Below are 25,505 nucleotides of genomic sequence, written 5' to 3' on the forward strand. Positions count from 1 at the left end.
GCTTTCTGCGGGTTAAGGGCGCCGGGTTGATGCCCATCAATGCGCAGTCAGGGTAAAGATATGCTTAAGAAGACCGCCGCCAAAAGCGATTTTGCTTGTAGTTGGGTTTAAGATACAGAAAGCTGCATCAAATTTTTACGAATTCTTAACCTCGGATCGCCAATGATAGGTCCTATTTAAAGCAGGCGTGGCGATCTGAAAAAGGCGGGATAATCATGGATCTGTCGAAGATCCCCTTGATGGCGGCGATCAAAAGCAGGATGCAGTGGCTGGGCCAGAACCAGACCGTGCTTTCGGCCAATATCGCCAATGCCGATACGCCGGGCTATCGCCCCAGCAAATTGGCTGAGCAGAATTTCAGTGCGCTGGTGGAGCAAACATCTGCGAACACGCGGGCGAATGGGGTGGCCCCGGTTGCCCTGAAAGCAACGCAGGCCGGGCATTTTGGGGCGGGCCAAGCCAGCCTTGATGGCGGTGCGGCCCGTGTTGAGGATGCCAAAATCACCGAAATTGCAATGGATGGCAATGCCGTTGATCTGGAAGATCAGCTTTTGGCGGTGGCCCAAAACCAGATGGATCATGGCCTGATGGTGGAATTATACCGTAAGCAGGTGGGCCTGATGCGGGTGGCGATTCGTGGTTCGGGTAATAATTGATGCTTTTGTTGAGGGGGCGAGGACGTGGACAATGATTTGATGAAGGCGATGCAGATTTCCGCATCGGGCCTGAAGGCGCAAACCACGCGGATGCGGATCATTGCCGAAAATCTGGCCAATTCCGGCTCTGAAGCTACGGCGCCCAATGAAGATCCCTATCGCCGCAAGATCGTCAGCTTTGCCAATGTTCTTGATCGCACCATTGATGCGGAAACGGTGAAGGTGGCCAAGGTTAAATTCGATCAGGCGGATTTCGGTATGCGCTTTGATCCCGGCCATCCCGGTGCCGATGCAGCGGGTTATGTGAAGACCACCAATGTGAATGGCATGATCGAAGCCATGGATATGAGCCAGGCCCAGCGGACCTATCAGGCTAATCTGAATGCGATTGATGCCGTTAAATCCTTGAGCGTGCGAACGCTTGAAATTCTGCGTTAAGGAGAGCGGGAATGGATGCCAAAATGCTCGATGCAGCCCAGGCTTATGGCGCGGCTCTTGGCCGTATGGGCGGTGCTGCCCAAGGGGCCGGGCTGGGGGCTGGTTTGGGGGCGGGCCTCAATGCGGGAACAGGCAGCGGTTCGGCCTTTGGGTCGCTGGTTGAAGGCATGGTGCAGCAAACATCGCAGGCCGTTTCCAAGGCTGAAAATATCTCGGCTCAGGCGGTGAATGGTCAGGCGGATCTGGTGGATGTGGTTACCGCCATTTCCAATGCTGAAATGGTGATGGATAGCATGACCACCGTGCGGGATCGGGTGCTTTCAGCCTATCAGGAAATCATACGGATGCAGATTTGAAGGCTGCTTTCATTCTCGGCGGGCAATTTTGAAGCCGCTGTTTTGCCGCAGCGGCTTTTCTTTCGGTTGAACATATTAACCATGAATAAGGATCAAAGCTTTTGAATGGCGCGGATGTCATCGATATTGCCCGGGATGCCGTTTATACCCTGCTCATCGTATCTGGCCCCACAATGGCTATTGGCCTTGGGGTTGGCCTGTTGATCGCCCTGTTTCAGGCGCTGACCCAAATTCAGGAAATGACCCTTACCTTCGTTCCGAAAATCATCGCGATCTTTCTGGCCCTTGTGCTGTTCATGCCGATGATGGGGGCGCAAATGGGGGATTTGATGGCGCGTTTGATGGATCGGGTCGCAACGGGGGGATGAGGCATCATGCTGCAATCCATTCTCCCGGCTGAGGCCTTTGGTTTTTTGCTGGTGCTGATCCGGGTTGGGGCGATGTTCAGCTTTGCCCCGGCTTTTGGCGAGCAGCAAATTCCCATGCGCGTGCGGCTGGCGGGTGCGGTTGGGGTGAGCGGGATGGTGTTTGCCCTTGTGCGCGGTGATATGCCTGCTCTGCCGGCGTCTCCGGTTTTGCTTGTTGGCCTGATCATCATGGAATTTCTGATCGGCCTGATGATTGCTCTGGCGGCCCGGCTGATGCTGAATGCCCTCAATATCGCCGGAACCATCGTGGCTTTTCAAACCAGCCTTGCCGCATCCCAGCAATTTGATCCCACCCAGGGCCAGCAAAGCGCCATTTTTGCAAGCTTCTTTTCGGTTTTGGGTGTGGCTTTGATCTTTGCCACGGATCTGCATATCCTGATGCTTCGCGCCATGACCGATAGCTATAGCCTGTTTCCGGCAGGCGAGATGCCCCCGCTGGGTGATTTTGCGTCTGCCGTTGTGGATCTGGTGGCGGCGAGTTTTCTGCTGGGGGTGCAGATTTCTGCGCCCTTTTTGGTTTTTGGCGTGGTCTTTAATATCGGATTGGGATTAACGGCCCGGCTGATGCCCCAATTACCGGTGTTTTTCGTGGCCATGCCTTTGAATATTTTTCTGGGCTTTTTGATTCTTTTAATTGCCTTGCCTGCCATGATGCTGTGGTTTCTGGAAGTTTATGAAGAGCGTTTATCGGTATTTCTGAACTGATGAGGGAGAGGACCGGTGGCTGAGGGCGATCAGGACGATGCCCAGAAAACGGAAGAGCCAACAGCCCGAAAACTTGAGGAAGCTGTTAAGAAAGGCGATTTTCCGCAAAGTCAGGAGCTCAAGCATTGGATGATGCTTGTGGCCGGGGCCTTTGCTTTTTTGTTCACATCCGATCTGGCCGTGCGCACCATCCGCTCCGAAACGGCGGGGTTTTTGGCTCATGCCCATGAAATCCCTATGGATGGCTATGCCGTTCTTGGGATGATGCGCGATGTGGGCGGGAATATTCTTCTGGTGCTTTTATTGCCCCTGACGGTTTTGATGATCGGCGCTTTTGCCGGTAATCTGGTGCAGAACAAGCTGGTGTTCACGGCTGAAAAAATAAAGCCCAAGCTTGATAAAATCTCGCCTCTGGCCGGGGCGAAGCGGATGTTTTCAGCGCAAAGAGTGGCCGATTTTTTAAAGACACTGGCCAAGCTTTTGATCGTCTCCATCGTTGTGGGACTGATTTTATGGCCCGAAGCGGAAACTTTGGTCACCCTGGTGCGCGAACCTTTGGTCACATCCATGGCGGTGATCGTGTCTTTATCGGTAAAGGCCATGTTCGGGGTGATCGGGGCGATGACTTTGGTTGCGGGCATCGATTATATTTTCCAGCAAACCCAGCATACGAAAAAAATGCGGATGACCAAGCAAGAGGTCAAAGACGAACATAAGCAGATGGAAGGCGACCCCATGGTCAAGCAGCGTCTGCGTCAGGTTCGGATGGAAAAATCGCGCAAGCGGATGATGGCGGCAGTACCCCAGGCCAGTGTGATCATCACCAATCCCACCCATTTTGCAATTGCCCTGAAATACAGCCATGGCGATATGGATGTGCCGGTGGTGATTGCGAAAGGTGTGGATGCCGTGGCTTTCCGTATTCGCGCCGTGGCCGAAGAACACGCCATTCCGCTGGTTGAAAATCCGCCCCTTGCCCGCGCCCTTTATGCCTCGACCGAGGTGGATGATGAAATCCCGGCCGATCATTATCAGGCCGTGGCGCAGATCATCAGCTATGTGCTACGTTTGCGCCGGGATGGTCGGGCCAGCTATCGTCCTTCATGATTATGGTGCAATGCGCCATAAGATCGGCTTCATCAGGCTGGATCGGGTTTTGAACAAGGTATCAGCGGACCAGAAGATGAAGCGATCAAAGCAGCACAAAGCCCGAGGCGAAACCAGCCAGACCAGCATTTTGCTGATTGCCGTTTCATCCTTCATTCTGGCCATGGCTTTCGTTTTTCTGCTGGGGGCCTTTGGCGCATGGGAAATGGGTCTCAGCTTTGGGGCTTTGGTTTTGTTTGCCGCTGGCGGTGGCCTGCTTTTTCTGCTGCGCTCTGATGATGAAACGGCGAGCACCCCTGATCTCGATCAACTATCGGAATTAATCGGCGCTTTGGTGCAGCCTGCGGCGCTGACCGATGAAGCGGGCGAGCTGATTGTTGCCAATGTCGCCTATCGTGCGGAATTTGGAGAAAAAAAACCTGCTGTTTGTGCGGAGGCCCTCGATCAGGCTCTTTTGGAAAGGGCTGCCGAAGATCGAAAGGGGGAGGCCGCACAGATGCCGGATTATATCTGCGATATTGCGGGGACCATCTGTTGTGGCTATCGGCTGTGGACATTTGCCGAAGCCCCGGTTGATCCCCGGGCCGATCATTTAAGGCTTCTGGCGCGGCTGGGCCATGCTCTTGATGTGATGGAAATCGGGTTTGCCATCGCCCATAAGGATGGCGATATTCTGTTGATCAATGAGCAGCTATCCACTTGGCTTGGGGTGGCGCATCATGATGAAATCCCATTGCTGACCGCGCGGATGCTTGCCGATCCGGCGCGGGGCGATCTGAAAACCGGTGGTGGCGGCAGTTTGCTCAAGCAGGTTTTGTTGTCCGATGCTTATGACGATCAGGGCGATTTTGCGGATTTCAATCTGATCATGGTGCATCGGCCCCTCTCTGCGGCCAGCGAGGCGAGCGAGACCGATGCCGCAATCCTGAAAAGTCTGTTTGATGCAGCGCCTGTGGGGCTTGCGATCATTGATCAGGATGGCCGCTTATCGGAATTCAATAAATCCTTCAAAAGATTCGCTCCCAACCGGATGCCCCGCTGCGGCGATCTTTTGGCCGATTATCTGGCCGTGGATGATCGCGAGCGTTTGTCACAGGATCTGGCTTTGGTCATGCAATCGGGGGTGATGGCATCGCCGCAGGATGCGAGCTTCAATACCCAGCCTCCGCGCACCGGCCAGCTTTTCATTTCACCGCTCGATCGTGCGACCGATCGCGCCTGCCTTGTGCATCTCATCGATACCACGCAGCAAAAAAGCCTTGAGCGGCAATTTGTGCAGGCCCAGAAAATGCAGGCAGTGGGGCAGCTTGCGGGGGGCGTGGCCCATGATTTCAATAATCTGCTTACCGCGATCATCGGCTTTTGCGATCTTTTGCTGGTGCGCCATGGCCCGGGCGATCATTCTTTTTCCGATATCATGCAGATCAAGCAAAATGCCAATCGGGCCTCCAATCTGGTGCGCCAGCTTTTGGCATTTTCACGCCAACAAACTTTGCGCCCGAAAGTTTTGATGATCACCGATGTTTTGGCCGATCTGTCCAATCTGCTGCGGCGATTGATCGGTGAAACGGTCGAACTCAATATGATCCATGGCCGTGATGTGGGGGCGGTGCGGGTTGATCAGGGGCAATTTGAACAGGTGATCATCAATCTGGCCGTGAATGCCCGCGATGCCATGGAGGAGGGCGGCACCCTCACCATTCGCACCAAAGCGGTGGGCCCGGATGATAAAATGGTGCAGCATTATTCGGTGATGCCGCGCGGCCATTATGTGCTGATCGAAATTGCCGATACCGGCCATGGAATTCCGGCCGATATCGTGAATAAAATCTTTGAGCCCTTTTTCACCACCAAGGATGTGGGGAAGGGCACGGGCCTTGGATTATCAACGGTTTATGGCATTATCAAACAAACCGATGGTTTTATTTTCGTGGAAAGCGCCCCCAATGAAGGTACCACTTTCCGCTTATATCTTCCGGTTCATCATGCGGTGATCAGCAAGCCAAAGCCCGAGATTGCCCCGGTCCGCGATCTGACCGGCAAGGGCACGATCTTGCTGGTGGAAGATGAAGATGCCGTGCGCATGTTTGCCACCCGGGCTTTGGAAAATAAGGGCTATAGCGTTCTGCAGGCGGCTTCGGGGGAAGAGGCGCTGGCGATTGTGCGGGCCGACCCCGGGGCCATCGATCTGTTGATCTCCGATGTGGTGATGCCCAATATGGATGGTCCAACCTTGGTGACCAATGCTCGGCAGGTGCGCCCCGATCTGCGGGTCATCTTCATTTCCGGCTATGCCGAAGATGTTTTTAGAAAAGGTATTGGCGAAAGCAGCGAGAATTTCCGCTTTCTGCCCAAGCCCTTTACCCTCAAAAGCCTGGCCGAAGCCGTCAAGGAATCCTTGAGCTGAGGCAGGGGAAGGGGCACTTTCGAGGGCGTTTTCCGCTCCTTGTTCTGGCGCCTGTTCATAGGTCTAAAAAACAGAACATAAAGTGAATATTGCCCCTTGCGTCATGAGAACATAGCAGGTACATTTCTGAATGATTGATCCCTGCCCGAAGGCATGAAATAAGGAGCATCGAAATGGCTGCAGCCACCTTGAAAGTTGTTGGAGAGCAATCCGTGGATAAGCAAAAAGCGCTCGATGCCGCCCTTGCCCAAATTGATCGGGCCTTTGGTAAGGGGTCGGTGATGAAGCTGGGGCAGCGCACCCCCAATGTTGAAGCCGAAGTGATCTCAACGGGGTCTTTGGGGCTTGATATTGCTTTGGGCATTGGCGGATTGCCCCGTGGTCGTATCATCGAAATCTATGGGCCGGAAAGCTCGGGTAAAACAACCCTTGCCCTGCACACGGTAGCCGAAGCCCAGAAAAAGGGCGGGGTGGCGGCTTTTGTGGATGCCGAACATGCCCTTGATCCGAAATATGCCAAAAAGCTGGGTGTCGATGTTAATGAACTGCTGATTTCGCAGCCCGATACGGGGGAACAGGCCCTTGAAATCGCCGATACATTGGTGCGATCCGGGGCGGTTGATATTCTGGTTGTCGATTCCGTGGCGGCGCTCACTCCACGGGCCGAACTTGAAGGCGAAATGGGCGATAGCCATGTGGGCCTGCAGGCGCGGCTGATGAGCCAGGCTTTGAGAAAGCTGACCGGTTCCATCTCGAAATCCAATTGCATGGTCATTTTCATCAATCAGATCCGCATGAAGATCGGGGTGATGTATGGCAGCCCGGAAACAACCACCGGCGGTAATGCCCTGAAATTTTATGCGTCCATTCGTCTTGATATCCGGCGCACCGGGCAGATCAAGGATAAGGAAGATATCGTTGGCAATGCCACACGGGTGAAAGTGGTCAAAAACAAGATGGCCCCGCCGTTCAAGCAGGTCGAATTCGATATCATGTATGGTGAGGGGATATCGAAAACCGGCGAATTGCTTGATCTGGGTGTGAAAGCCGGGGTCGTTGAAAAATCCGGTTCCTGGTATTCTCATGATAGCCAGCGGATTGGTCAGGGGCGTGAAAATGCCAAAACCTTTCTGCGTGAACATCCTGAAGTCGCTGATGCCATCGAACAGGCCGTGCGCAAATCGTCCGGGACCGTGTCGGAAAAAATGCTTGCCGATGAAACGCCTGAAGATGAGTGATCGGCCCGCATGGGGCTGACCTGTTCATCTGTGATGATTTTATCGCGCGGCAACCCTTGACGACAGGCCCGTGATGAAAGACATGATGATGGCCATCCCTGAAATAAGCTTTGGAGTTTGATTGCCATTATGAAGCGCTCGTCAGATGTCAGCCATGTTCGCCAGAGCTTTATCGATTTTTTCAGGCATAAGGGGCATGAGGTGGTGCCCTCGGCGCCTCTGGTGCCTAATAATGATCCCACCTTGCTCTTTACCAATGCGGGTATGGTGCCGTTCAAGGATGTGTTTACCGGTGCTGAAACCCGCCCCTATCAGCGAGCGGTTTCCTCGCAGAAATGCCTGCGCGCGGGTGGCAAGCATAATGATCTCGATAATGTTGGCTACACGGCCCGCCATCATACTTTTTTTGAAATGCTGGGGAATTTTTCCTTTGGCGATTATTTCAAGGAACAGGCCATTCAATTTGGCTGGGGGCTGGTGACCGAAGGCTTTGGGCTTGATCAAGATCGCCTGACCGTGACGGTTTATCATGATGATCAGGAAGCCTTTGATCTGTGGAAAAAAATAGCCGGCCTGCCGGATGACCGGATCATTAAAATTTCTACCAGTGATAATTTCTGGTCGATGGGGGATACCGGCCCGTGTGGCCCTTGTTCCGAAATTTTCTATGATCATGGAGCGGATATTCCCGGTGGTCCGCCGGGCAGCCCGGATGAAGATGGTGATCGCTTCATCGAAATCTGGAATCTGGTGTTCATGCAATATGAACAGCAGGCTGATGGCGCGCGCCTTGATCTGCCAAGGCCCTCCATTGATACGGGCATGGGGCTTGAGCGGGTCGCGGCGGTTTTGCAAGGCGTTCATGATAATTACGATATCGATCTGTTTCGTGCTCTGATCGATGCGTCGGTCTCCGAAACCGGGGTGCGGGCGGTGGGGCAACAGCGGGCCTCGCATCGGGTGATCGCCGATCATTTGCGGGCCATGAGCTTTCTGATCGCGGATGGTGTTCTGCCCTCCAATGAAGGGCGCGGCTATGTTTTGCGGCGGATCATGCGTCGGGCCATGCGTCATGCCCATATGCTGGGGTCCAAAGATCCTTTGATGTATCGCCTCGTTCCGGCTTTGGTCGATCAGATGGGGGGCGCTTTTGCCGAATTGTGCCGGGCGCAGCCCTTGATCACCGAAACCCTGAAGCTTGAAGAAGATCGTTTCCGCACCATGCTTGAACGCGGTTTGCGGCTTTTGGACGAAGAAAAATCAAAGCTTTCCCCTTCGCAGGCGCTGCCCGGTGAGGTAGCGTTCCGGCTTTATGATACATATGGATTTCCCCTTGATCTGACCCAGGATGCTCTGCGCTCTGAGGGGCGCAGTGTGGATATAGCGGGCTTTGATGCCGCCATGGCCCAACAGCGGGCGCAGGCGCGCGCTGCATGGTCGGGATCGGGCCAGCAGGCGACCGATAAAATCTGGTATGACATCAAGGAACGCCATGGGGCGACTGAATTTCTTGGCTATCAGGAAAACAGTGCCGAAGCATCCGTGCTGGCTTTGGTCAAGGATGGCAAACCGATTGAGCAGGCGCGGGCCGGTGATGAACTGGCGCTGATCGTCAATCAAACGCCTTTTTATGCAGAATCAGGCGGGCAGATTGGCGATAGCGGGCAGGTGAAGGGCAAGGGCTCGCTCTTTGGCCAGGTGCGCGATACCAGAAAGCAGCTTGGGGATTTGTTTGTTCATGATCTGAAAATCGAATCCGGTACCTTGTCTGTTGGCGATGTGGTGACATTGTCTATTGATGAAGAGCGCCGCACGCTCGTTCGTGCCAATCATTCGGCCACCCATCTCCTTCATGCAGCTTTACGGCGGCAATTGGGTCCGCATGTTACGCAAAAAGGGTCTTTGGTTCGAGCGGATCGTCTGCGGTTCGACTTTGCGCATCCAAAGCCCGTAACAGCCGAGGAACTGGCGGCCATTGAGGCCGAGGTCAATGCCGTGATCCGCCGCAATAGTGATGTGAGCACCCGGCTGATGGCTTATGATGCGGCCGTTGAAGCCGGTGCCATGGCTCTTTTCGGCGAAAAATACAGCGATGAGGTGCGGGTCCTGAGCATGGGCGAGGCTACGCCTTCGCCGGATATCGGGTCAGGGGCTTATTCGGTAGAACTCTGTGGCGGCACCCATGTCAATCGATTGGGTGATATTGGGCTGTTCAAGATCATCTCGGAAGGGGCGGTTGCATCTGGCGTACGCCGCATCGAAGCCTTGGTGGGTGAAGCCGCACGTTTATATCTTTTGAACGAAGAAAATCTGCTGAAATCGGCTGCGAGCAGCTTGAAAGTTGCGCCCTCAGAGGTGCCGGATCGGGTGCTGATGCTTTCAGATCAGGTCAAAAAGCTGGAACGAGATCTGGCACAGGCAAAAAAGGCTTTGGCGATGGGGGGCGCGTCGGGCGCTAATGGCCCCGAGATCGAGACTGTGGGAGCCGTTCAGTTCATCGGGCAGGTTTTACAAGGGATCAATCCCAAGGATTTGCGTGGCCTTGCTGATGATCACAAGAAAAAGCTTGGACGTGGCGTCGTGGCTCTGATCGCCGTCAATGAAGACAAAGCCGCTGTTCTTGTTGGGGTGACGGATGATCTGATGGATCGGCTGAGCGCAGTTGATCTGGTGCGCGCGGGGGCCATGGCTGTTGGCGGAAAAGGCGGCGGCGGACGGCCCGATATGGCGCAGGCGGGCGGCCCGGATGGGGCCAAAGCGGATCAGGCGATCGCGGCCATTCGCCAATCCATTCTGGATATATCAGCGGTGCATGGGGATTTGGAGGCTGTGAGTGGTGCCACACATGGTTGATCATATTGCGACATTGGCTGGCGGATGTTTTTGGTGCACCGAGGCGGTTTTCAAGGAAATGGCCGGCGTTTTTGATGTCCGCCCCGGTTTTATGGGGGGAAGCCTTGCGCACCCCAGCTATCAGCAGGTTTGTGCCGGGGGCACCGGCCATGCCGAAGTGGCGCAGTTTCGTTATGACCCTGCGATCATCAGCTATGCCGAGCTTTTAGACATTTTTTTCACCATGCATGATCCCACCCAGCTTAATCGTCAGGGCAATGATATTGGTGAGCATTATCGTTCTGCCGTTTTCTATCATGATCCAGAGCAGATGGCGGAGGCGAAAGCGGCGGTTGAGCGCGCTGCCCTTTTATGGGATGGCGAGATCGTGACCGAAATTGCCGAGGCTGGCCCTTTTTGGGAGGCCGAAAATTATCATCGTGATTATTTTGCCCATAATCGCGATCAGCCTTATTGCGCTGCTGTTGTGGCCCCTAAGCTTGCCAAAGCGCGGAAGATGTGGGCCTCGAAATTGAAACCGCATCTTTGAAGTTTTAAATCCTTTGGGATCAGGGCGGCAATCCCTGATCCTTTTTTCTGATTTGGTGGGGATTTATTTCCCCTTACGCACCCTGTTCGCTATTTTTGTTTGTGATTATATTCAATGTTCTGGACGCTTTGCTCATCTGTTGGACCAGGCGCCGCAACTGGCTGAGATTATCAAGGATGGATTGAAGCCTTTCAATATCGATCAGCCCGCGCGCTGCGTTTTCCAGCAGGGCTGCTTTGGTGTCGCGATAGCTATTCTCAAATTGTTGCAGGGCTTCTATCAGTGCGCTGGTGTTCTGAGGGCTTTCTTGCCCTGCCTTGATGGTTTTTTTTGCCTCATCAAGGGTGGCGCAGCATAATTGCCGTGTTTGATCATCCTTCAATCCGGTTATTTTACCCTGGATGCCGGCTATGCGCGGCGCCAATGACACCGCATCTTGCAAATAGCGTGTGGTTCTGAGTATCTGCGAGATATCCCCGGTGCTTTCCATAGAAAGAGACGCGGTATTCAACTGGCCGGGGAATTCTGAAATAGCCGTTCCCAGGACTTTCAAGGCCTGCGCCTCTTTTGCAAGGCCATCGGGCTTTTTCCGATCCGCTAAGAAGGCATCTAAAATCAGGTTTTCAGAAAGTTGCTGTAGTCTTGTGCTTTCCTTTAAAAGGGCGGAAATTGCCAGAATGGGCATTTGATGAAGTGTTTTATCCAAAAAGACAGGCTGAGCCATATCTTCGTCTGAAGAGCGGAAGCGGCGGTTCAGAAAGGCGGCGATCTGATCGATAAAAGGAAAAAGGATCAAGAGCCCCAAGAGATTGAAAGCGGTGTGAAAGAGCGCAAGGGTGGCTTCGGTGCTGCCCGGTAAATGCAGGATCGCGCCCGCTTTGCGTATGCCATAAATCAGAAAAGGCAGGATCATAAGCGCCAAGATAGCGGTGATCACATTAAAAGCGATATGCCCTAAAGCCACCCTGCGGGCAGCATTTGTGGCCGTGATCGAGGCGAGAATGGCGGTTGTCGTGGTTCCCAGATTGGCCCCAATGATTGCCGCTGCGGCGGCGGGCAGGGATAAAACCCCACCACTGGCAGCGGTGATGATCAGCGCCATAGCGGCACTGGATGATTGGGTAAGCGCGGTGATCACAAAGCCGATGATCAGCATGATGAAGATGCCCGATAAATCGCCCGCGCCAAAGGCCGCCAGATTGATCTGCCCGCTCAAGCCCTTGAAGGTTTCCATCAACACATCGAGACCGAGAAAAAACAGGCCAAAGCCGATCAGCGCGATGCCCAGTCCTTGGCCCTGATCCTTATGGATGAAAAGACGCAGGATCGAACCGATGGCGATGATCTGGAGTGCTAAAGATTGGATGGGCAGATCAAATCCGGTGAGGCTGACGAGCCAACCGGTGATCGTGGTGCCCAGATTTGCCCCGAAAATAAGGCCCAATGCCTGAGAGAGGCTGAGGATACCCGCATTGACAAAGCCAATGGTGGCGATGGTGACAGCACTGGAGGATTGCACCAAAGCGGTGAGCATCGCGCCGATAGAAACCCCCCGCAAAGGCGAACGGGTGGCGCGTTGCAACAGATGCTTCAGCCCATGGCCAACCATCTGTTTCAGGCCATCTGTGAGCATAGCCATGGCCAGAAGAAATAGCCCAAGCCCACCCAAAGCTTGCAAAATCGTGCTGAGCATCTGGCTTTACCCCCGGCATTATTAATGCCTTAATGGCCATGGTTATCTTGTCGGAAGGCTTGTGAAATCGTCTTTTTCAGGTCCTTTTTTTGTGTCGCGTTTTTATCGATATTCAGGATTTTCAAAATCAAATCGGCATCCGGCTTCCCATTCCGAGCGCTGATTTCCATGCGCGGGAATGCCGCCCATATCTTTCAATATGCGGGCCATATGGATCAGATTCCAGGTCATAAAGGTGGTGTTGCGATTGGTGAAATCATTGCTCGGCCCGCTTGATCCTTCATCGAGATAGGATGGCCCGGGGCCCGCCTCGCCAATCCAGCCGGCATCGGCCTGTGGCGGGATGACATAGCCAAGATGTTGCAAACTATAAAGAATATTCATGGCACAATGCTTGATGCCATCTTCATTGCCGGTGATGATGCAGCCACCCGTTCGTCCATAATAGGCATATTGCCCGGCTTCGTTCAATTCCCCGGAAAAACCATATAGCCGCTCGATCGTTTGGGCGCAGACGCTTGATTTATCACCAAGCCAGATGGGGGAGCCAATGACCAGAATATCGGCGGCCATGACCTTTTTCTGGATTTTGGGCCAATCATCATGATCAAAGCCATGCTCGGTCATATCGGGATAAACCCCGGGGGCAATGCGATGATCAACAGGGCGAATGACTTCGGTTTTGATGCCCTGCTTTTCCATGATCTTGCGCGATATATCGATCAGCCCTTCGGTGTGCGATTGTTTGGGGGAGGGCTTCAAGGTACAGTTGAGAAAAAGCGCCGAAAGATCGGAATAATCACGGTTTTGGGCGGATTGTTCTGTCACGGATATGTCCTTTTTGATTGGAATATCTAGGGTCTTACCTCTTCATAAATGCCGCTCTTGCCCAAATTGTTCCCATTTTAAGCTTTTTTATTCAAGGCCATGGCCTTTTTTGGGGATCAGGACCGAGCGTTCAAAGCTGCAAACGATGCTGCCATGCTGGTTTTTGCCCAAAGTCCGGACTGTGACGATCCCCTGACCCGGGCGGGATTTGGACTCTCGCACGCTCAGCACTTCGCTTTCGGCATAAAGGGTATCGCCCACGAAAACCGGCGCGGTCATCTGAATCTCTTTCCAGCCAAGATTGGCAATGGCTTTTTGCGAGACATCAGAAACGCTCATCCCCAAAAGCAGGGAAACGGTGAAGGATGATACCACAAGGGGACGGCCAAATTCGCTGTGTTTGGCATATTCCGCATCAAAATGCAGGGGATGGGTGTTCATGGTCAGCAGGGAAAACCATGTATTATCGCTTTCCGTGATGGTGCGGCCCGGCCGATGTTCATAGATATCGCCCACTTTGAATTCATCAAACCATCGCCCAAAACTTTCGCGATAACGATTTTGCCCCATATCTTCATGCCGTTGCACCATGATCTCTGCCTTTCTGCTGATCGATGCCCCAAGACTAGGGCCATTGCTGCGGTGCGGCAAGCTTGCGCTTTCGGGGGCGCATCACGCACTGGCCAAAAGCCGGACAATGGTGCCATAGTTCTTTCGCCGCTATGGGCTTTGATGCTGAAAAGAATGGGATGATCGATGACGGGTGCATTATCAAATCTGCGGGTGCTGGATCTTTCGCGGGTGCTGGCGGGCCCCTGGGCCGGGCAGATTCTGGGGGATCTGGGGGCGGATGTGATCAAGGTGGAACGGCCCATTACCGGCGATGATACCCGAAGCTGGGGGCCGCCCTATTTAAAGGACAAGGATGGCAAGGATCGCGAGGCGGCCTATTATCTGGGGGCCAATCGCAATAAACGATCCATCTGTGTTGATCTGGCGCATCCTGATGGGCAGGCGATCATCCGCAATCTGGCGGCAAAAAGCGATATTCTGATCGAGAATTACAAGCTCGGGAATCTGGCGCGCTTTGGCCTTGATTATGAAAGCCTGTCGGCCATCAATCCGGGGCTTGTTTATTGTTCGATCACGGGCTTTGGGCAAAGCGGGCCTTATGCCGATCAGGCGGGCTATGATTTTATCGTGCAGGGCCTATCGGGATTGATGAGCGTGACCGGCAAACCCGATGGCCCGCCTACCAAGGTGGGGGCGGCGGTGGCGGATCTCACCACGGCGATGTATGGGGTGATCGGGATTCTGGCGGCGCTTCGGCACCGGGATGAAACCGGCGAGGGCCAGCATGTGGATATGGCGTTGCTGGATACCCAGATGGGATGGCTGGCCAACCAGAATATGAATTATCTGATCGGCGGGGAAAGCCCGAAGCGGATCGGCAATGCCCATCTCAATATCGTGCCCTATCAGGATTTTGAAACCAGCGATGGCTATATCATCGTGTGTGTGGGCAATGATCGCCAGTTCAAGCGCTTTTGCGATGCCATTGGCGCTCCTGAACTGGCGCGCAATCCCAGCTTTGAAACCAATGATCTCAGGGTGCGGCATCGGGATCTTCTGGTGCCCCAATTGGCCGAGAAAATCCGGCGTGAAAGCACCGATCATTGGCTTTCCAAGCTTTTAGCGGTGAATGTGCCCCATGGCCCGATCAATAGCATTGCCCAGGCTTTTGCTGATCCACAGGCCAGATTTCGCCAGATGCGGGTGGATATGGCCCATCCCTTGGGGATGGATGTGCCCACGGTTGCCTGCCCCATCCATTTATCGAAAACACCGGTCAGCTATCGCCTGCCGCCGCCTTTGTTGGGGGCGGATAGCGATGCAATTTTGGAAGAAATCGGGATCGATGCCGCAACACGGGCGGCCCTGCGGGAAAAAGGGGCGATCGGGTGAGGGCGAGGCGAAAATCTGCGGAAAGACCAGCAAAAATGATCAGCGGAAAAGGGCAAATAGGATGAAATTCGATCATCAGGTCGTGTGGATCACCGGGGCTTCATCGGGTATCGGGGAAGCTTTGGCGAAGGTGTTGGCAAAGCGCGGCGCGCGGTTGATCCTGTCCGCCCGGCGCGAGGCTGAGTTGAAGCGCGTGCGTGATGAGATCATGGCGGCCGGCGCGAAGCCCGATGCGCTGATCATTTTGCCCTTTGATGCTTTGGATGAAGCCGCGCTTGATGATGTGGTGGCACAAGCCGAGGCGGCTTTCGGATCCATCGACATGCTGATCAATAATGCCGGGATCAGCCAGCGATCCCTGGCCATCGAGACCGATATGGCGGTTTATCGCGCGGTGATGGAGCTGGATTTCTTCGCGCCCGTAGCGCTGACCAAAAAACTGCTGCCGATCTTCATCAGGCAGGGCTATGGCCATATCGCGGTCACCGCTTCGGTGGCGGGCAAGATCGGGGCGCAATTACGCACGGGCTATTGTGCCGCAAAACACGCAGTGATGGGCTTTTTCGATGCCTTGCGGGCGGAAGTGGCGAGCCAGAATATCAAGGTGACGACCATCGTGCCCGGCTTCATCAATACCAATATATCGAAATTTGCCCTGAAGGGCGATGGATCGGCCCATGGGCGGCAAACTGCATCGATTGCGGGCGGGATGGATGCCATGGCCGCCGCCGAGGTGATCGCGCGGGGATTTGAACGCGGATTGCCGGAAATCGCCGTGGGGCAAGGGCGCGAGATGAAAGCCCTGTGGCTCAAGCGCCTGGCCCCGCGCGCGGTCTTTGCCTTATCGGCCAAAATGCGCGCGGAATAGGCATATCAGACAGACGCAAGGGCACCGCTCTTAGCGCGGTGTCTTATGTGTTGGGCACCGCCTTCAGCGCGGCGCCTTATGTGTTGGACGCGCGCCTTCAGCGCGGCGTCTTATGTGTTGGGCGCGCGCCTTCAGCGCGGCGTCTTATCTGTTGGGCACCGCTCTTAGCGCGGTGCCATGCGCAAAGCCCCATCGAGGCGGATGGTTTCGCCATTCAGCATGGGATTAAGGATAATCTGTTCGGCCAGCAAAGCATATTCCGAAGGATCGCCCAAACGATGGGGATGAGGCACGGATCGGCCAAGGCTTTCCCGCGCCTCTTCAGGAAGGCCCATCAAAAGCGGGGTTGAAAACAGGCCCGGCGCAATGGTCATGCAGCGGATCTGCTTATCGGCCAGATCGCGCGCCACCGGCAGGGTCATCCCCGCGATGCCGCCTTTCGATGCCGCATAGGCCACCTGCCCAATCTGCCCATCAAAAGCGGCGATAGAGGCGGTATTGATGATCAGCCCGCGTTCTTCGCCCACCATATCAGCCGCCACCATTTTTGCCGCCGCCAAGCGCAGGCAATTGAAGCTGCCGATCAGATTGACCTCGATCACCTTTTTAAACAGATCAAGGGGGTGCGGTTCGCCGCGACCTACAGTTTTGGCCGCCGCGCCAATCCCGGCGCAATTGATCAGAACCCGCGCCACGCCATGGGCCTTTTCCGCTTCATCCAAAGCATGAGCCACCGATTGTTCATCGGTCACATCCACCTGATAAAATTGGCCGCCGAGGCTTTTGGCCAAAGCGCTGCCCTTGTCGCCATCACGATCGAAAATGGCGATCTTTGCACCGGCTTGGGCAAGCCTTTGGGCGGTTGCCCCCCCAAGCCCCGATGCGCCGCCCGTGATGATGATGGCTGTGTTTTCGATTTGCATGGCCGTGGTCCCTGTTGTGTTTAGCTGTTTTTCATTGCATGCCATGCCCCGGGATCGGGATCAAGCAGGCTCATAAAAGCCAGGCCAGCCTTGCCGATTTTTCAGCTTTCTCTCTTAGCTTTTTTTGGCTTTTCGGGCCATGCTGAAGCTCGATCCAATGATCAGCGCCGCGCCCAAAGCCGTCCAGATATCGGGGCTTTCACCAAAAAAGATATAGCCTGCCGCCGCCGCCGAGATCAAACGCACATATTCAAAAGGCGCCACAAAGCTGGCATCGGCGGCCTGATATGCGCGGATGAAACTGCTTTGTGATGCCAGCCCCACCAGCCCCAAGGTCAGCAGCAAGGCCCATTGTTGCGCATCAAGATCAACCCAGAAATAGGCAGCCGGAATGGCAAGGGAGATCACCACCAGAACATTGCCGTAAAAAATGATGGTATTGGGATGATCACTGGCCGCCAGTTGTTTCACCAGAATAACCCCCACCGCCATCGTAAAGGCCACCCCCAAAGCCGCAAGGGCAGCCATGCCTTCGCCCGCGGCCAAAGCCACACCGGCAGGATTGAGCATGACCAGAACCCCCATGAAGCCAATCAATGTGGCCACTGTGCGATGCAATTCCAGCCTTTCTCCTAAAAAGAAAAGCGCCAAAACGGCAATGAACAAGGGCTTGGAAAAGGAAATAGCGGTGACATAAGCCAAAGGCAGGCGGGTAAGCACCCAAAAGCCAACCACATTCACAATCACCAATGTGGCCGCCCGGGCCAGCAAAAGGCCGGGCCGTCCGGGATGAAAAACCGCCCGTTTTTGCCGAAGCATGAAAGGCAGGATGGCCAGCACCAGAAAAATTGATCGAACCGTCGCCATTTGCGAAACCGGGATCGATTGCCCCATATATTTGACCATCGCCCCCATGGCGGTGACGAGCAGGGACGCCGTCAGCATCCAGCAGATTGCCCGAATCTTGTCTGGCAAAAGATTGAAGCGTTCTACAGATGTTGCAGGTTTCAAAGGGGTGTGCGGGCTTTCATGATGGCGCGGGGTTTCACGATGTGGATTGTCCATCGGATATCGTGTTTATTTCTGTCAAAAAAAGGACTGCATCGCAAAACCCTTCCCAAAAAACGAGGAAAAGGATCACGGTTCCCGCGGCGCCCCAGCAGGGGGATCAGGGCAAAACGCACTTCGAGCCCATCCGCGGCCAATTCCTGTTTCAGGCCCTGTTTCAGGCCCCAGTCTAATCGCTTGAAGCTTTATTGGGCCGAAGCTTTAATGGACCGAGCCTTTAATAGGCTGCAACCTCAATGCGATGTAGTGTCAGGGCCCACATCAGCGCCCCACATTTTTTCCAGATTGTAAAAGCTGCGCACATCAGGGCGGAACAGATGCACAATCACATCCCCCGCATCGATCAGAACCCAATCTGCTTGCGCCAGACCTTCCACGCGCACGCGGCCTTGTCCATTATCGCGCAAGGTGCGCATCACATGTTCGGCCAAAGCGGCCACCTGACGGCCAGAACGACCATTGGCGATCACCATATGATCGGCAATGCTGGATTTGCCCGAAAGCGGGATTGATACGATCTCTTCCGCTTTATGTTCATCGAGCGTGCTGAGAACCATGTCCAGAAGATCGTCGGGCTTTGCCGCAACGGCCTTGGATGTGACGCCGGGCGTCGGTTCGATGGCGTGCAAACTTTACTCCTTTGAATTCATTGCAACAGAAAACGGCGAAGACGCAGGCTGCGCTTCACGGATTTCGGTGGCAGATGCCGGATGTCTGCGCAGGGAAAGGAAAATCCAAGCCGGTGTCTTTGCTGTTGCAATGGACTTCAAGGCTCCTTCATTCAATCGGCCTCGACGGTATCGGCTGGCGACTTTCCCCGTCAGACAATTCCTAGAATAATGTTCGCGATCAAAAATCGCAAGTGGCATCCGCCCCATAATCTCGGTCCACTGCCGCCAGCGCGGAAACTGTTGCAGATTATCCGCACCCATCAGCCACAAAAAATGGCTGTGGGGCAAAAGCCTTTGCAGGCTTTGGATGCTATCGATGCTGTATCTTGTGCCCAGGCGGTGTTCGATATCGGTCACATGAAGATGGGGATGGCGGCCGATGATCGCCCGGGCGCTGGCCATGCGATTGTCTAAAGACGCCATGCCATCGGCGCTTTTCAAAGGATTTTGCGGCGAAACCAGCCACCAGATATCATCCAGCCCCAAACGTTTGAGGGCGTGAAGGCTGATATGCAGATGGCCTTCATGGGCAGGATTGAACGATCCCCCAAGCAGGCCGATTTTTCGCCCGCGCCAGCGCGCGGCCCCCGCTAATGGCGGAAAGGCAGGGGGGCGGGGCGGGCTTGATCGCAGCCCATCAAGAGACATCATCCGTCCCCAAGGGCGACCAGCTTTGCCCTTGATCATCCGAGACTTGATCGGGCACCGCTGTGGTTTTGAGGCTTGATGCCGCAGGGGCGGCGAGAGAAGGATCGCGCGATGGCGGTGCGGTGAGATCATTTTCAATGCCGCGCGCCGCATCAATATAGCCCAGCACCTGCGAAAGCAGGGCGCTGACGCCTTCCCCACTGGCACTGGATAAAAACGCCACCGGCTTTTGCGCCTCGGCGACCAGAGCCGCATGGATTTCTTCGCGAATTTCCGGGATCAGGGCATCGCACTTGCTCAAGGCCACGATCTCGGGCTTTTCGGCCAGCCCATGGCCATAGGCCTCAAGCTCGGCCCGCACGGTGGCATAATCGGCAGCCACATCATCGCTGGTGGCATCCACCAGATGCAGCAGCACGCCGCAGCGTTCCACATGGCCCAGAAAACGATCCCCAAGGCCCAGACCATCGCTGGCCCCTTCGATCAATCCCGGAATATCGGCGAGCACGAATTCACGATCATTCAAGCCCACGACCCCCAATTGCGGGGTGAGCGTGGTGAAAGGATAATCAGCGATTTTCGGCTTGGCCCGGGTGGTGGCGGCCAGAAAGGTCGATTTTCCGGCATTGGGCAGGCCCACAAGCCCGGCATCGGCCAAAAGCTTGAGCCGCAAGATAACATCGAGTTCTTCCGGCTCGCCGCCTTTGGTGATCCTACGGGGAGCCTGATTGGTGGAGGATTTGAAATGGGTATTGCCAAGCCCCCCCTGGCCACCCCGTGCCAATTGGATGCGATCACCCGCTGAGAGCAGATCGGCAATCATGAACTCCCCATCGCCATCATAAACCTGCGTGCCCACCGGCACCTGCAGGATGATATCCTTGCCCGAAGCGCCGGTCATATTGCGGCCCATGCCATGCTGGCCGCGCCCTGCTTTGATATGGGGCTGAAAGCGATAATCGATCAGGGTATTGAGGCCTTCCACAGCTTCGAGGATGACATGGCCACCGCGTCCGCCATCGCCGCCATCAGGGCCGCCAAATTCAACGAACTTTTCGCGCCGGAATGACATGCAGCCATGCCCGCCCGCACCTGAAAGCACATGAATTTTGACCTGATCGAGAAATTTCATCGCCTATATCTTCCAAGAAAATTGGCACAGATTGCGCCCTGTGCGGAAAACGAAACCTGTGCGGCAAACGAAACCTGTGCGGCAAACGAAACCTGTGCGGCAAACGAAAAAAGGGAATGGTATGCCATCCCCTTCTTCCAATAGGTTTTATCATCAGCGGCTTTTGCCGGCCCAGTTCTTTTTAACAGACCCGATGACAAGATCGCGCCATCAGCTAAAAAGGGCTGGCAAGATCAGCCTTATGCCTGAGCGGAGGGCGCTACACTCACGGTTGTTTTGCCGCGGGTTTTGCGAAACACCACATTGCCTTCGATGATGGCAAAGATGGTGTAATCCTTGCCCAAACCAACGCCAGTGCCGGGATGCCATTTGGTGCCCCGCTGACGCACGATGATATTGCCGGGAACGACAACTTCGCCGCCGAATTTCTTGACACCAAGACGCTTGCCAATGGTATCGCGACCGTTGCGGGAGGAACCGCCTGCCTTTTTATGTGCCATCTCGTCTTACTCCTTGATCACTTGCGCCTTATTCGGCCTTTTTGGGGGCTGCTTTTTTGGCGGCTGTCTTTTTTGCGGGGGCTTTTTTCGCCGCTGCTTCTTTTGCAGGGGCTTCAGCCGGCGCATCTGCCTCGGCTTTTTTGGGGGCTGCTGCCTTCTTGGCGCTGCCGCTCTCACTGCCGATCGCGGTGATCCGCAATACGGTCAGATCCTGACGATGGCCGCGCTTCCGCCGATAATTCTGGCGGCGCTTCTTTTTGAAAACAATGACCTTGTCGCCACGGCCCTGCTCAATGATTTCGGCGGTGACGCCCTTGCCCGCAAGGGTGGGGGTGCCAACTTCCAATTTATCGCCATCACCCAGCATCAAAACATGATCAAGGACAATGGTATCTCCGGCTGAGCCCTGAAGGCGCTCGATGATGACAACATCACCAACCGACACCTTATATTGCTTGCCGCCGGTCTTTACGACTGCGAACATAGGTTTCACTTTCATCATTCTACGCCGCAAATCACCGGGCGATCTTCCCCGAGGGGGCACGCGCTTGGAGGTCGATGTCCGCAGGCTGTTTGTCATTTTCATACTGCTGGCACAGCCCGTGCCAAAACAGCAAAACCGGCACCATCCCATAGGGCGCGCCGATGAAGGGCCGTGTTTATCCCCCCTCTCATATAAAGTCAAGAACCCATGAAAGATCAGCGCTGGAGCATATAGGGGCCCAGGCAAGGGCTCGGGTTTTTTGGTTGAAGCCCGATGGTGAAATAAAATCGGTCTTTGGCATAGAATGATCATAGAGAGTTGAATTTATAAGAGACCCTTTGTTCAGACGAAATCTGACCCTTAACATTTTTTGATGCATTTTTTATGAAGAAATAATTTCTAATCTGTTGCCTTAGATATAATTTATGAAATATATTTTCTTTTGCATTGTGCGCTGCCACAAACCTTCATAAATTGAAGGAGTTAAAATGCTCGTAAAAAGGTATTTTTTTCTGAGTTGAGCGATTATTCCTATTTCTCAACCTGTCTAAACCATCAGTCTCAAGCACAAATCAGCTAAAAAGTTGGGGGTGGCGGGTGAGAAAAAAACAGGCGCATCAGGCAAGAAAAAACCAACTTACTGAATGAAAAGAGGAAACATCCATGAAAAACAAGAATTTGGCCAAATTTGGCCGCAGCACGGCGCTGGGAGCAACATTGGCTTTCAGCGTGACTTTGGGTCAAGCCGTGCAGGCCCAAACGCAAGCCCAAAGCGATAGCGACGAGGGCGATTTTGCCGCCCTCGAACAGATCGTGGTCACCGGCACCCGGCGGCTTGATCGCACGATTGCCGATAGCGCGGTGCCCATCGATGTGCTGACCGCCGCCGATCTCAACCGTCAGGGCTTTACCGAAACCAACCAGATTCTGGCCAATCTTCTGCCCAGCTTCAATTTTCCGCTGCCGTCCATCACCGATGGCACCGATACCACCCGCCCGGCCACATTGCGCGGCCTTGGCCCCGATCACACTCTTGTTCTGGTCAATGGCAAGCGCCGCCATACCAGCGCGCTTTTGAATGTCAATGGCTCGGTTGGGCGTGGATCAAGCGCGGTGGACTTGAATATGATCCCGGCCAGTGCCATCGAGCGGATTGAGGTGCTGCGCGATGGAGCGGCGGCGCAATATGGCTCTGATGCCATTGCCGGCGTCATCAATGTGGTGCTGAAAACGGCGCCTGAAGGTGGTTCGATCAGCGCCACCTATGGCCAGCATGTCACCACCATTTCAGGGGTTCCTGAGTTTTCCGGCGTGGCCACCGGCCCGGATGGCCGTCCTTTGCTGGATAGCCGGGGCAATGTGCAGCTTATCCCCACGGGCAAGGATCGTTCGGTCAATGATGGGGAGACCCTGACGATTCAGGGCAATATCGGCCTTCCCATTGGCGAGCGCGGCTTTTTCAATGTCAGCGGCGAATATCGTGATCGCAACCCCACCAATCGTCAGGGCTTTGACTCGCGTGTGCAATTCAGCGTTGATGATCCCCGTGAAATCACCGCCAATCGGCTCAATCACCGCTTTGGCAATGCCGATGTTCGGGATATTTCGGTCTTTTATAATATGGGCTATAATATCACGGACGAGATCGAGTTTTATTCTTTTGCCAGCCTTGGCGACCGTCAAGGGGAAAGCGCTGGTTTTTTCCGTCGGCCCAATGATAACCGCACCACGCCCGAAGTGCAGCCTAATGGCTTTTTGCCCTTCATTGTCACCGATGTTGAAGATCAATCGGCAGCCGCAGGCGTGCGCGGGGCGCTGGGCGAATGGCAATTTGACACAAGCTTCGTTTATGGCGAAGACGAGTTTAATTTCGGCGTTGAAAACAGCCTGAATACCTCGCTCGGGCCGCTCAGCCCCACCGAATTTGATGCTGGTGGCCTGCGTTTTCGGCATTATGTGCTCAATGCCGATGTGCAGCGCATGGTGGATGTGGGCTTTTTGGATAATCCGGTTTCCGTGGCCTTCGGGGCGGAATATCGTGATGAGCGCTATCAGGTGAAGGCAGGGGAAACCGCATCCTTTATTCAGGGGCCATTCCCCGGGGCCGCAGGCTCGCAGGTATTCCCAGGATTCCAGCCCAGCAATGAGGTGACCGGCGATCGCAATAGCTGGGCGGTTTATGCCGATATCGATGCCGACATCACGGAAAACTGGAATATCGCCATTGCCGGCCGGTTTGAAGATTTCTCGGATTTCGGCTCAACCTTGAATGGCAAAATCGCCACCCGCTATCAGGTGATCGATGGCGTGGCTTTGCGCGGTGCGGTCTCATCGGGCTTTAGGGCACCGTCCTTGTCGCAGCAGTTTTTCACCTCCACAGCCACCAATTTCATCGATGGCATTCCTAATGAAGTTGGCACATTCCCGGTGGAAAGCGATGTGGCGCTGGCGCTGGGTGCCACACCGCTCGATGCCGAGGAATCACTCAATCTTTCGGCGGGCTTCGTGCTCGATCCTTTGCCGGGGCTGAATATCGCGGTCGATTTCTATCGGATCAAGATCGATGACCGGATCGTTCTCACCGAAAATCTGCCCGCCAATGTGGTGGTCCCCCTTTTGGAAGGCATCGGCATCACCGGCGTGCAGCGGGCGCGGTTCTTCATCAATGGCATCGATACCCGCACAAGGGGCGTGGATGTGGTGGCAACCTATAGCTATGAAACCAATGATTTTGGTCTTTTCCGCTTTACCGGTGGCTTTAATTACAATGAAACCGATGTGACCGAGCTTTTGGCCGCACCCGGGCCATTGGCGCAGGCCAATCTCACCGGAGATGATCTGTTTGGCCGTTTGGAACAGCTTCGCTTTGAAAAAGGCCAGCCCAAAACCAAAACCAATCTTGCGATGAACTGGCTGTATGATGAACTTGGGGCCACTTTGCGCTTCACCCGCTTTGGTGAAACGCTGGACCCGGGAAGCACCGAAGTGACGGATGAAATCGTTGATAGCGCCTGGATCACCGATATCGAACTGCGCTATGATTTCAATGATTGGCTGCAATTGGCGGCCGGGGCGAATAATCTGTTTGACAAAATGCCCAATGTCTCGCCCACAGGGGCCTTGCCCGATGGCAGTGGAAATTTCTCGATTTTCAATGACATCCTGCCATTTTCAAGCTTTTCGCCCTTTGGCTTCAATGGCCGCTTCATCTATGCCCGGGCCACAGTGAGCTGGTAAATCGGGGCTGTAAAACATTTCGGGCCGGGGGGAAGATGCCCCGGCTCGAATTTGGTTTCATAATTGTGATCAATCAGCTTGCGCTTGGCAAAAACTTCGATTAGGTTCCCGCCTCGCCCAAGGAGAGGTGCCGGAGTGGTCGAACGGGGCGGTCTCGAAAACCGTTGTACCCGCAAGGGTACCGAGGGTTCGAATCCCTCTCTCTCCGCCAGTTTCCAGTCGCGAACCTTGAGCGACGCTCCATGAGCGCCGAATTTCTCCCAAGTTTCAAAGGGGTTTGCTGAAGCCATCCGAACCTCGGAGACTGGCGCGGAGCCGAATTTCGGTCTCTGAACGGCTTTTGTCTCTTTCCGACCGAACCTCGTCAAAATCGGTTCGGTTTCGCGAAAGTCAGTGTTTCCAGTAAGTTCCGCGCTCTGTGTTGATGAACCTTCTGCGGCTGTTCCTCCGGCTGGCGTCCGAGCCCAGAGAACGCGAGGTAGGCGTTTCCCGGCGGGCTTTCGCGCAGTCGCCCGCAGCGAGCCGTATTCTGGGTCGCGCTCGCGCAGTCGTCAGTTGGCTTCGGAGTTTCCCTCAAACACTATATTGAGCTGCTCCGCCCATGGCCGATCGGCAAGCGCAACGAGGTCGCTCAACGAAAGCGCCGGCGGCACACGTCGGATGACGAGGTGATCTAGAACCTCTGGCGACAGATAGGCGAGCCGCATCATTCGGCTCACGAACCTGTCGGAGATCTTCTCGGCTGCGGCGATGTCCTGGATCGTGGCAGCG

General features: G+C 54.8%; 23 protein-coding genes, 1 tRNA gene and 1 pseudogene. 14 read left to right on the forward strand and 11 right to left on the reverse strand.

Going from position 1 to position 25,505, the window contains the following annotated elements:
• The first annotated feature begins 215 nt into the window (after positions 1–215).
• The 10 genes from flgB to msrA all read left to right on the forward strand — a co-directional run bounded on the left by flgB (position 216) and on the right by msrA (position 10,717).
• Complete coding sequence (flgB, locus tag QK300_RS10225; protein ID WP_281301545.1) at positions 216–656, forward strand: flagellar basal body rod protein FlgB; 441 nt, start codon at positions 216–218, stop codon at positions 654–656.
• A gap of 39 nt (positions 657–695) precedes the next feature.
• Positions 696–1,094 carry a flagellar basal body rod protein FlgC gene (gene flgC, locus QK300_RS10230; protein ID WP_348651874.1) on the forward strand — a complete coding sequence of 133 codons (399 nt, stop codon included), beginning with the start codon at positions 696–698 and terminating at the stop codon, positions 1,092–1,094.
• 11 nt (positions 1,095–1,105) lie between these two features.
• Positions 1,106–1,450, forward strand: a complete 345-nt coding sequence (locus QK300_RS10235; RefSeq protein ID WP_281301543.1) for a flagellar hook-basal body complex protein FliE — start codon at positions 1,106–1,108, stop codon at positions 1,448–1,450.
• A 101-nt stretch (positions 1,451–1,551) separates the two neighbouring features.
• The gene (gene fliQ, locus QK300_RS10240; RefSeq protein ID WP_042087240.1) at positions 1,552–1,818 is read left to right on the forward strand and encodes a flagellar biosynthesis protein FliQ; all 267 of its coding nucleotides are present in this window, start codon (positions 1,552–1,554) and stop codon (positions 1,816–1,818) included.
• Positions 1,819–1,824: 6 nt separating this feature from the next.
• Positions 1,825–2,583 carry a flagellar biosynthetic protein FliR gene (gene fliR, locus QK300_RS10245; RefSeq protein WP_052371223.1) on the forward strand — a complete coding sequence of 253 codons (759 nt, stop codon included), beginning with the start codon at positions 1,825–1,827 and terminating at the stop codon, positions 2,581–2,583.
• Between the two features lie 15 nt (positions 2,584–2,598).
• Positions 2,599–3,690, forward strand: a complete 1,092-nt coding sequence (gene flhB / locus QK300_RS10250) for a flagellar biosynthesis protein FlhB (protein ID WP_281301542.1) — start codon at positions 2,599–2,601, stop codon at positions 3,688–3,690.
• A gap of 10 nt (positions 3,691–3,700) precedes the next feature.
• A complete protein-coding gene (locus QK300_RS10255; RefSeq protein WP_281301541.1) occupies positions 3,701–6,097 on the forward strand; it encodes an ATP-binding protein in 2,397 nt (798 codons plus the stop codon).
• Between the two features lie 173 nt (positions 6,098–6,270).
• Positions 6,271–7,335 carry a recombinase RecA gene (recA, locus tag QK300_RS10260; RefSeq protein ID WP_281301540.1) on the forward strand — a complete coding sequence of 355 codons (1,065 nt, stop codon included), beginning with the start codon at positions 6,271–6,273 and terminating at the stop codon, positions 7,333–7,335.
• 129 nt (positions 7,336–7,464) lie between these two features.
• On the forward strand, positions 7,465–10,188 hold the full coding sequence (gene alaS / locus QK300_RS10265) for an alanine--tRNA ligase (protein WP_281301539.1): 2,724 nt from the start codon (positions 7,465–7,467) through the stop codon (positions 10,186–10,188).
• Positions 10,181–10,717, forward strand: a complete 537-nt coding sequence (msrA, locus tag QK300_RS10270) for a peptide-methionine (S)-S-oxide reductase MsrA (RefSeq protein WP_281301538.1) — start codon at positions 10,181–10,183, stop codon at positions 10,715–10,717. The genes alaS and msrA overlap by 8 nt, the downstream gene beginning before the upstream one ends.
• A 73-nt stretch (positions 10,718–10,790) precedes the next feature.
• On the opposite strand, the gene QK300_RS10275 is transcribed toward msrA, so the two are convergent.
• The 3 genes from QK300_RS10275 to QK300_RS10285 form a co-directional block, all read right to left on the reverse strand.
• Positions 10,791–12,410 carry a Na/Pi symporter gene (locus QK300_RS10275; protein ID WP_281301537.1) on the reverse strand — a complete coding sequence of 540 codons (1,620 nt, stop codon included), beginning with the start codon at positions 12,408–12,410 and terminating at the stop codon, positions 10,791–10,793.
• A 102-nt stretch (positions 12,411–12,512) separates the two neighbouring features.
• Positions 12,513–13,238, reverse strand: a complete 726-nt coding sequence (locus QK300_RS10280) for a flavodoxin family protein (RefSeq protein WP_281301536.1) — start codon at positions 13,236–13,238, stop codon at positions 12,513–12,515.
• An 87-nt stretch (positions 13,239–13,325) separates the two neighbouring features.
• Entirely contained in the window at positions 13,326–13,829 is a 504-nt protein-coding gene (locus QK300_RS10285) for a MaoC family dehydratase (protein WP_281301535.1), read from the reverse strand.
• Positions 13,830–13,994: 165 nt separating this feature from the next.
• On the opposite strand from QK300_RS10285, the gene QK300_RS10290 reads away from it, so the two are divergent.
• Positions 13,995–15,203 (forward strand): CaiB/BaiF CoA-transferase family protein, encoded by a 1,209-nt coding sequence (locus tag QK300_RS10290; protein ID WP_281301534.1) that lies wholly within the window; start codon positions 13,995–13,997, stop codon positions 15,201–15,203.
• Between the two features lie 61 nt (positions 15,204–15,264).
• On the forward strand, positions 15,265–16,071 hold the full coding sequence (locus tag QK300_RS10295; RefSeq protein WP_281301533.1) for an SDR family oxidoreductase: 807 nt from the start codon (positions 15,265–15,267) through the stop codon (positions 16,069–16,071).
• A 164-nt stretch (positions 16,072–16,235) separates the two neighbouring features.
• Here the strand turns inward: QK300_RS10295 and QK300_RS10300 are convergent, their stop codons facing one another.
• The 7 genes from QK300_RS10300 to rplU all read right to left on the reverse strand — a co-directional run bounded on the left by QK300_RS10300 (position 16,236) and on the right by rplU (position 21,497).
• The gene (locus tag QK300_RS10300; protein WP_281301532.1) at positions 16,236–16,994 is read right to left on the reverse strand and encodes an SDR family NAD(P)-dependent oxidoreductase; all 759 of its coding nucleotides are present in this window, start codon (positions 16,992–16,994) and stop codon (positions 16,236–16,238) included.
• Positions 16,995–17,108: 114 nt separating this feature from the next.
• Positions 17,109–18,059, reverse strand: coding sequence for a DMT family transporter (locus QK300_RS10305; protein WP_281301531.1), 951 nt, complete (start codon positions 18,057–18,059; stop codon positions 17,109–17,111).
• A gap of 236 nt (positions 18,060–18,295) precedes the next feature.
• Positions 18,296–18,619 carry a ribosome silencing factor gene (gene rsfS / locus QK300_RS10310; RefSeq protein ID WP_081837297.1) on the reverse strand — a complete coding sequence of 108 codons (324 nt, stop codon included), beginning with the start codon at positions 18,617–18,619 and terminating at the stop codon, positions 18,296–18,298.
• Positions 18,620–18,694: 75 nt separating this feature from the next.
• Positions 18,695–19,384, reverse strand: a complete 690-nt coding sequence (locus QK300_RS10315) for a nicotinate-nucleotide adenylyltransferase (protein WP_281301530.1) — start codon at positions 19,382–19,384, stop codon at positions 18,695–18,697.
• A complete protein-coding gene (gene obgE / locus QK300_RS10320; RefSeq protein ID WP_281301529.1) occupies positions 19,371–20,513 on the reverse strand; it encodes a GTPase ObgE in 1,143 nt (380 codons plus the stop codon). Before obgE ends, QK300_RS10315 begins: the two co-directional genes overlap by 14 nt.
• Before the next feature lie 239 nt (positions 20,514–20,752).
• Positions 20,753–21,013, reverse strand: coding sequence for a 50S ribosomal protein L27 (rpmA, locus tag QK300_RS10325; RefSeq protein ID WP_042087402.1), 261 nt, complete (start codon positions 21,011–21,013; stop codon positions 20,753–20,755).
• Positions 21,014–21,041: 28 nt separating this feature from the next.
• The gene (gene rplU / locus QK300_RS10330; protein ID WP_348651869.1) at positions 21,042–21,497 is read right to left on the reverse strand and encodes a 50S ribosomal protein L21; all 456 of its coding nucleotides are present in this window, start codon (positions 21,495–21,497) and stop codon (positions 21,042–21,044) included.
• A gap of 663 nt (positions 21,498–22,160) precedes the next feature.
• Here rplU and QK300_RS10335 point away from each other — a divergent pair.
• Together QK300_RS10335 and QK300_RS10340 are read left to right on the forward strand one after the other, a co-directional pair.
• A complete protein-coding gene (locus tag QK300_RS10335; protein WP_281301528.1) occupies positions 22,161–24,734 on the forward strand; it encodes a TonB-dependent receptor in 2,574 nt (857 codons plus the stop codon).
• Positions 24,735–24,855: 121 nt separating this feature from the next.
• A tRNA-Ser gene (locus tag QK300_RS10340) sits at positions 24,856–24,945 on the forward strand.
• 340 nt (positions 24,946–25,285) lie between these two features.
• On the opposite strand, the pseudogene QK300_RS10345 reads toward QK300_RS10340, so the two are convergent.
• Positions 25,286–25,505, reverse strand: a pseudogene (locus tag QK300_RS10345) (hypothetical protein); the annotation flags it as partial.

The sequence above is a fragment of the Iodidimonas sp. MBR-22 genome (assembly GCF_029946565.1).
Classification (GTDB): domain Bacteria; phylum Pseudomonadota; class Alphaproteobacteria; order Sphingomonadales; family Rhodothalassiaceae; genus Iodidimonas; species Iodidimonas nitroreducens.

Coding starts and splice junctions, on each gene's coding strand:
- flgB (WP_281301545.1), top strand. CDS start 216: ATGGATCTGTCGAAGATCCCCTTGATGGCGGCGATCAAAAGCAGGATG.
- flgC (WP_348651874.1), top strand. CDS start 696: ATGAAGGCGATGCAGATTTCCGCATCGGGCCTGAAGGCGCAAACCACG.
- QK300_RS10235 (WP_281301543.1), top strand. CDS start 1,106: ATGGATGCCAAAATGCTCGATGCAGCCCAGGCTTATGGCGCGGCTCTT.
- fliR (WP_052371223.1), top strand. CDS start 1,825: ATGCTGCAATCCATTCTCCCGGCTGAGGCCTTTGGTTTTTTGCTGGTG.
- QK300_RS10255 (WP_281301541.1), top strand. CDS start 3,701: ATGCGCCATAAGATCGGCTTCATCAGGCTGGATCGGGTTTTGAACAAG.
- recA (WP_281301540.1), top strand. CDS start 6,271: ATGGCTGCAGCCACCTTGAAAGTTGTTGGAGAGCAATCCGTGGATAAG.
- alaS (WP_281301539.1), top strand. CDS start 7,465: ATGAAGCGCTCGTCAGATGTCAGCCATGTTCGCCAGAGCTTTATCGAT.
- msrA (WP_281301538.1), top strand. CDS start 10,181: ATGGTTGATCATATTGCGACATTGGCTGGCGGATGTTTTTGGTGCACC.
- QK300_RS10275 (WP_281301537.1), bottom strand. CDS start 12,410: ATGCTCAGCACGATTTTGCAAGCTTTGGGTGGGCTTGGGCTATTTCTT.
- QK300_RS10285 (WP_281301535.1), bottom strand. CDS start 13,829: ATGGTGCAACGGCATGAAGATATGGGGCAAAATCGTTATCGCGAAAGT.
- QK300_RS10290 (WP_281301534.1), top strand. CDS start 13,995: ATGACGGGTGCATTATCAAATCTGCGGGTGCTGGATCTTTCGCGGGTG.
- QK300_RS10295 (WP_281301533.1), top strand. CDS start 15,265: ATGAAATTCGATCATCAGGTCGTGTGGATCACCGGGGCTTCATCGGGT.
- QK300_RS10300 (WP_281301532.1), bottom strand. CDS start 16,994: ATGCAAATCGAAAACACAGCCATCATCATCACGGGCGGCGCATCGGGG.
- QK300_RS10305 (WP_281301531.1), bottom strand. CDS start 18,059: ATGGACAATCCACATCGTGAAACCCCGCGCCATCATGAAAGCCCGCAC.
- rsfS (WP_081837297.1), bottom strand. CDS start 18,619: ATGGTTCTCAGCACGCTCGATGAACATAAAGCGGAAGAGATCGTATCA.
- QK300_RS10315 (WP_281301530.1), bottom strand. CDS start 19,384: ATGATGTCTCTTGATGGGCTGCGATCAAGCCCGCCCCGCCCCCCTGCC.
- obgE (WP_281301529.1), bottom strand. CDS start 20,513: ATGAAATTTCTCGATCAGGTCAAAATTCATGTGCTTTCAGGTGCGGGC.
- rpmA (WP_042087402.1), bottom strand. CDS start 21,013: ATGGCACATAAAAAGGCAGGCGGTTCCTCCCGCAACGGTCGCGATACC.
- rplU (WP_348651869.1), bottom strand. CDS start 21,497: ATGTTCGCAGTCGTAAAGACCGGCGGCAAGCAATATAAGGTGTCGGTT.
- QK300_RS10335 (WP_281301528.1), top strand. CDS start 22,161: ATGAAAAACAAGAATTTGGCCAAATTTGGCCGCAGCACGGCGCTGGGA.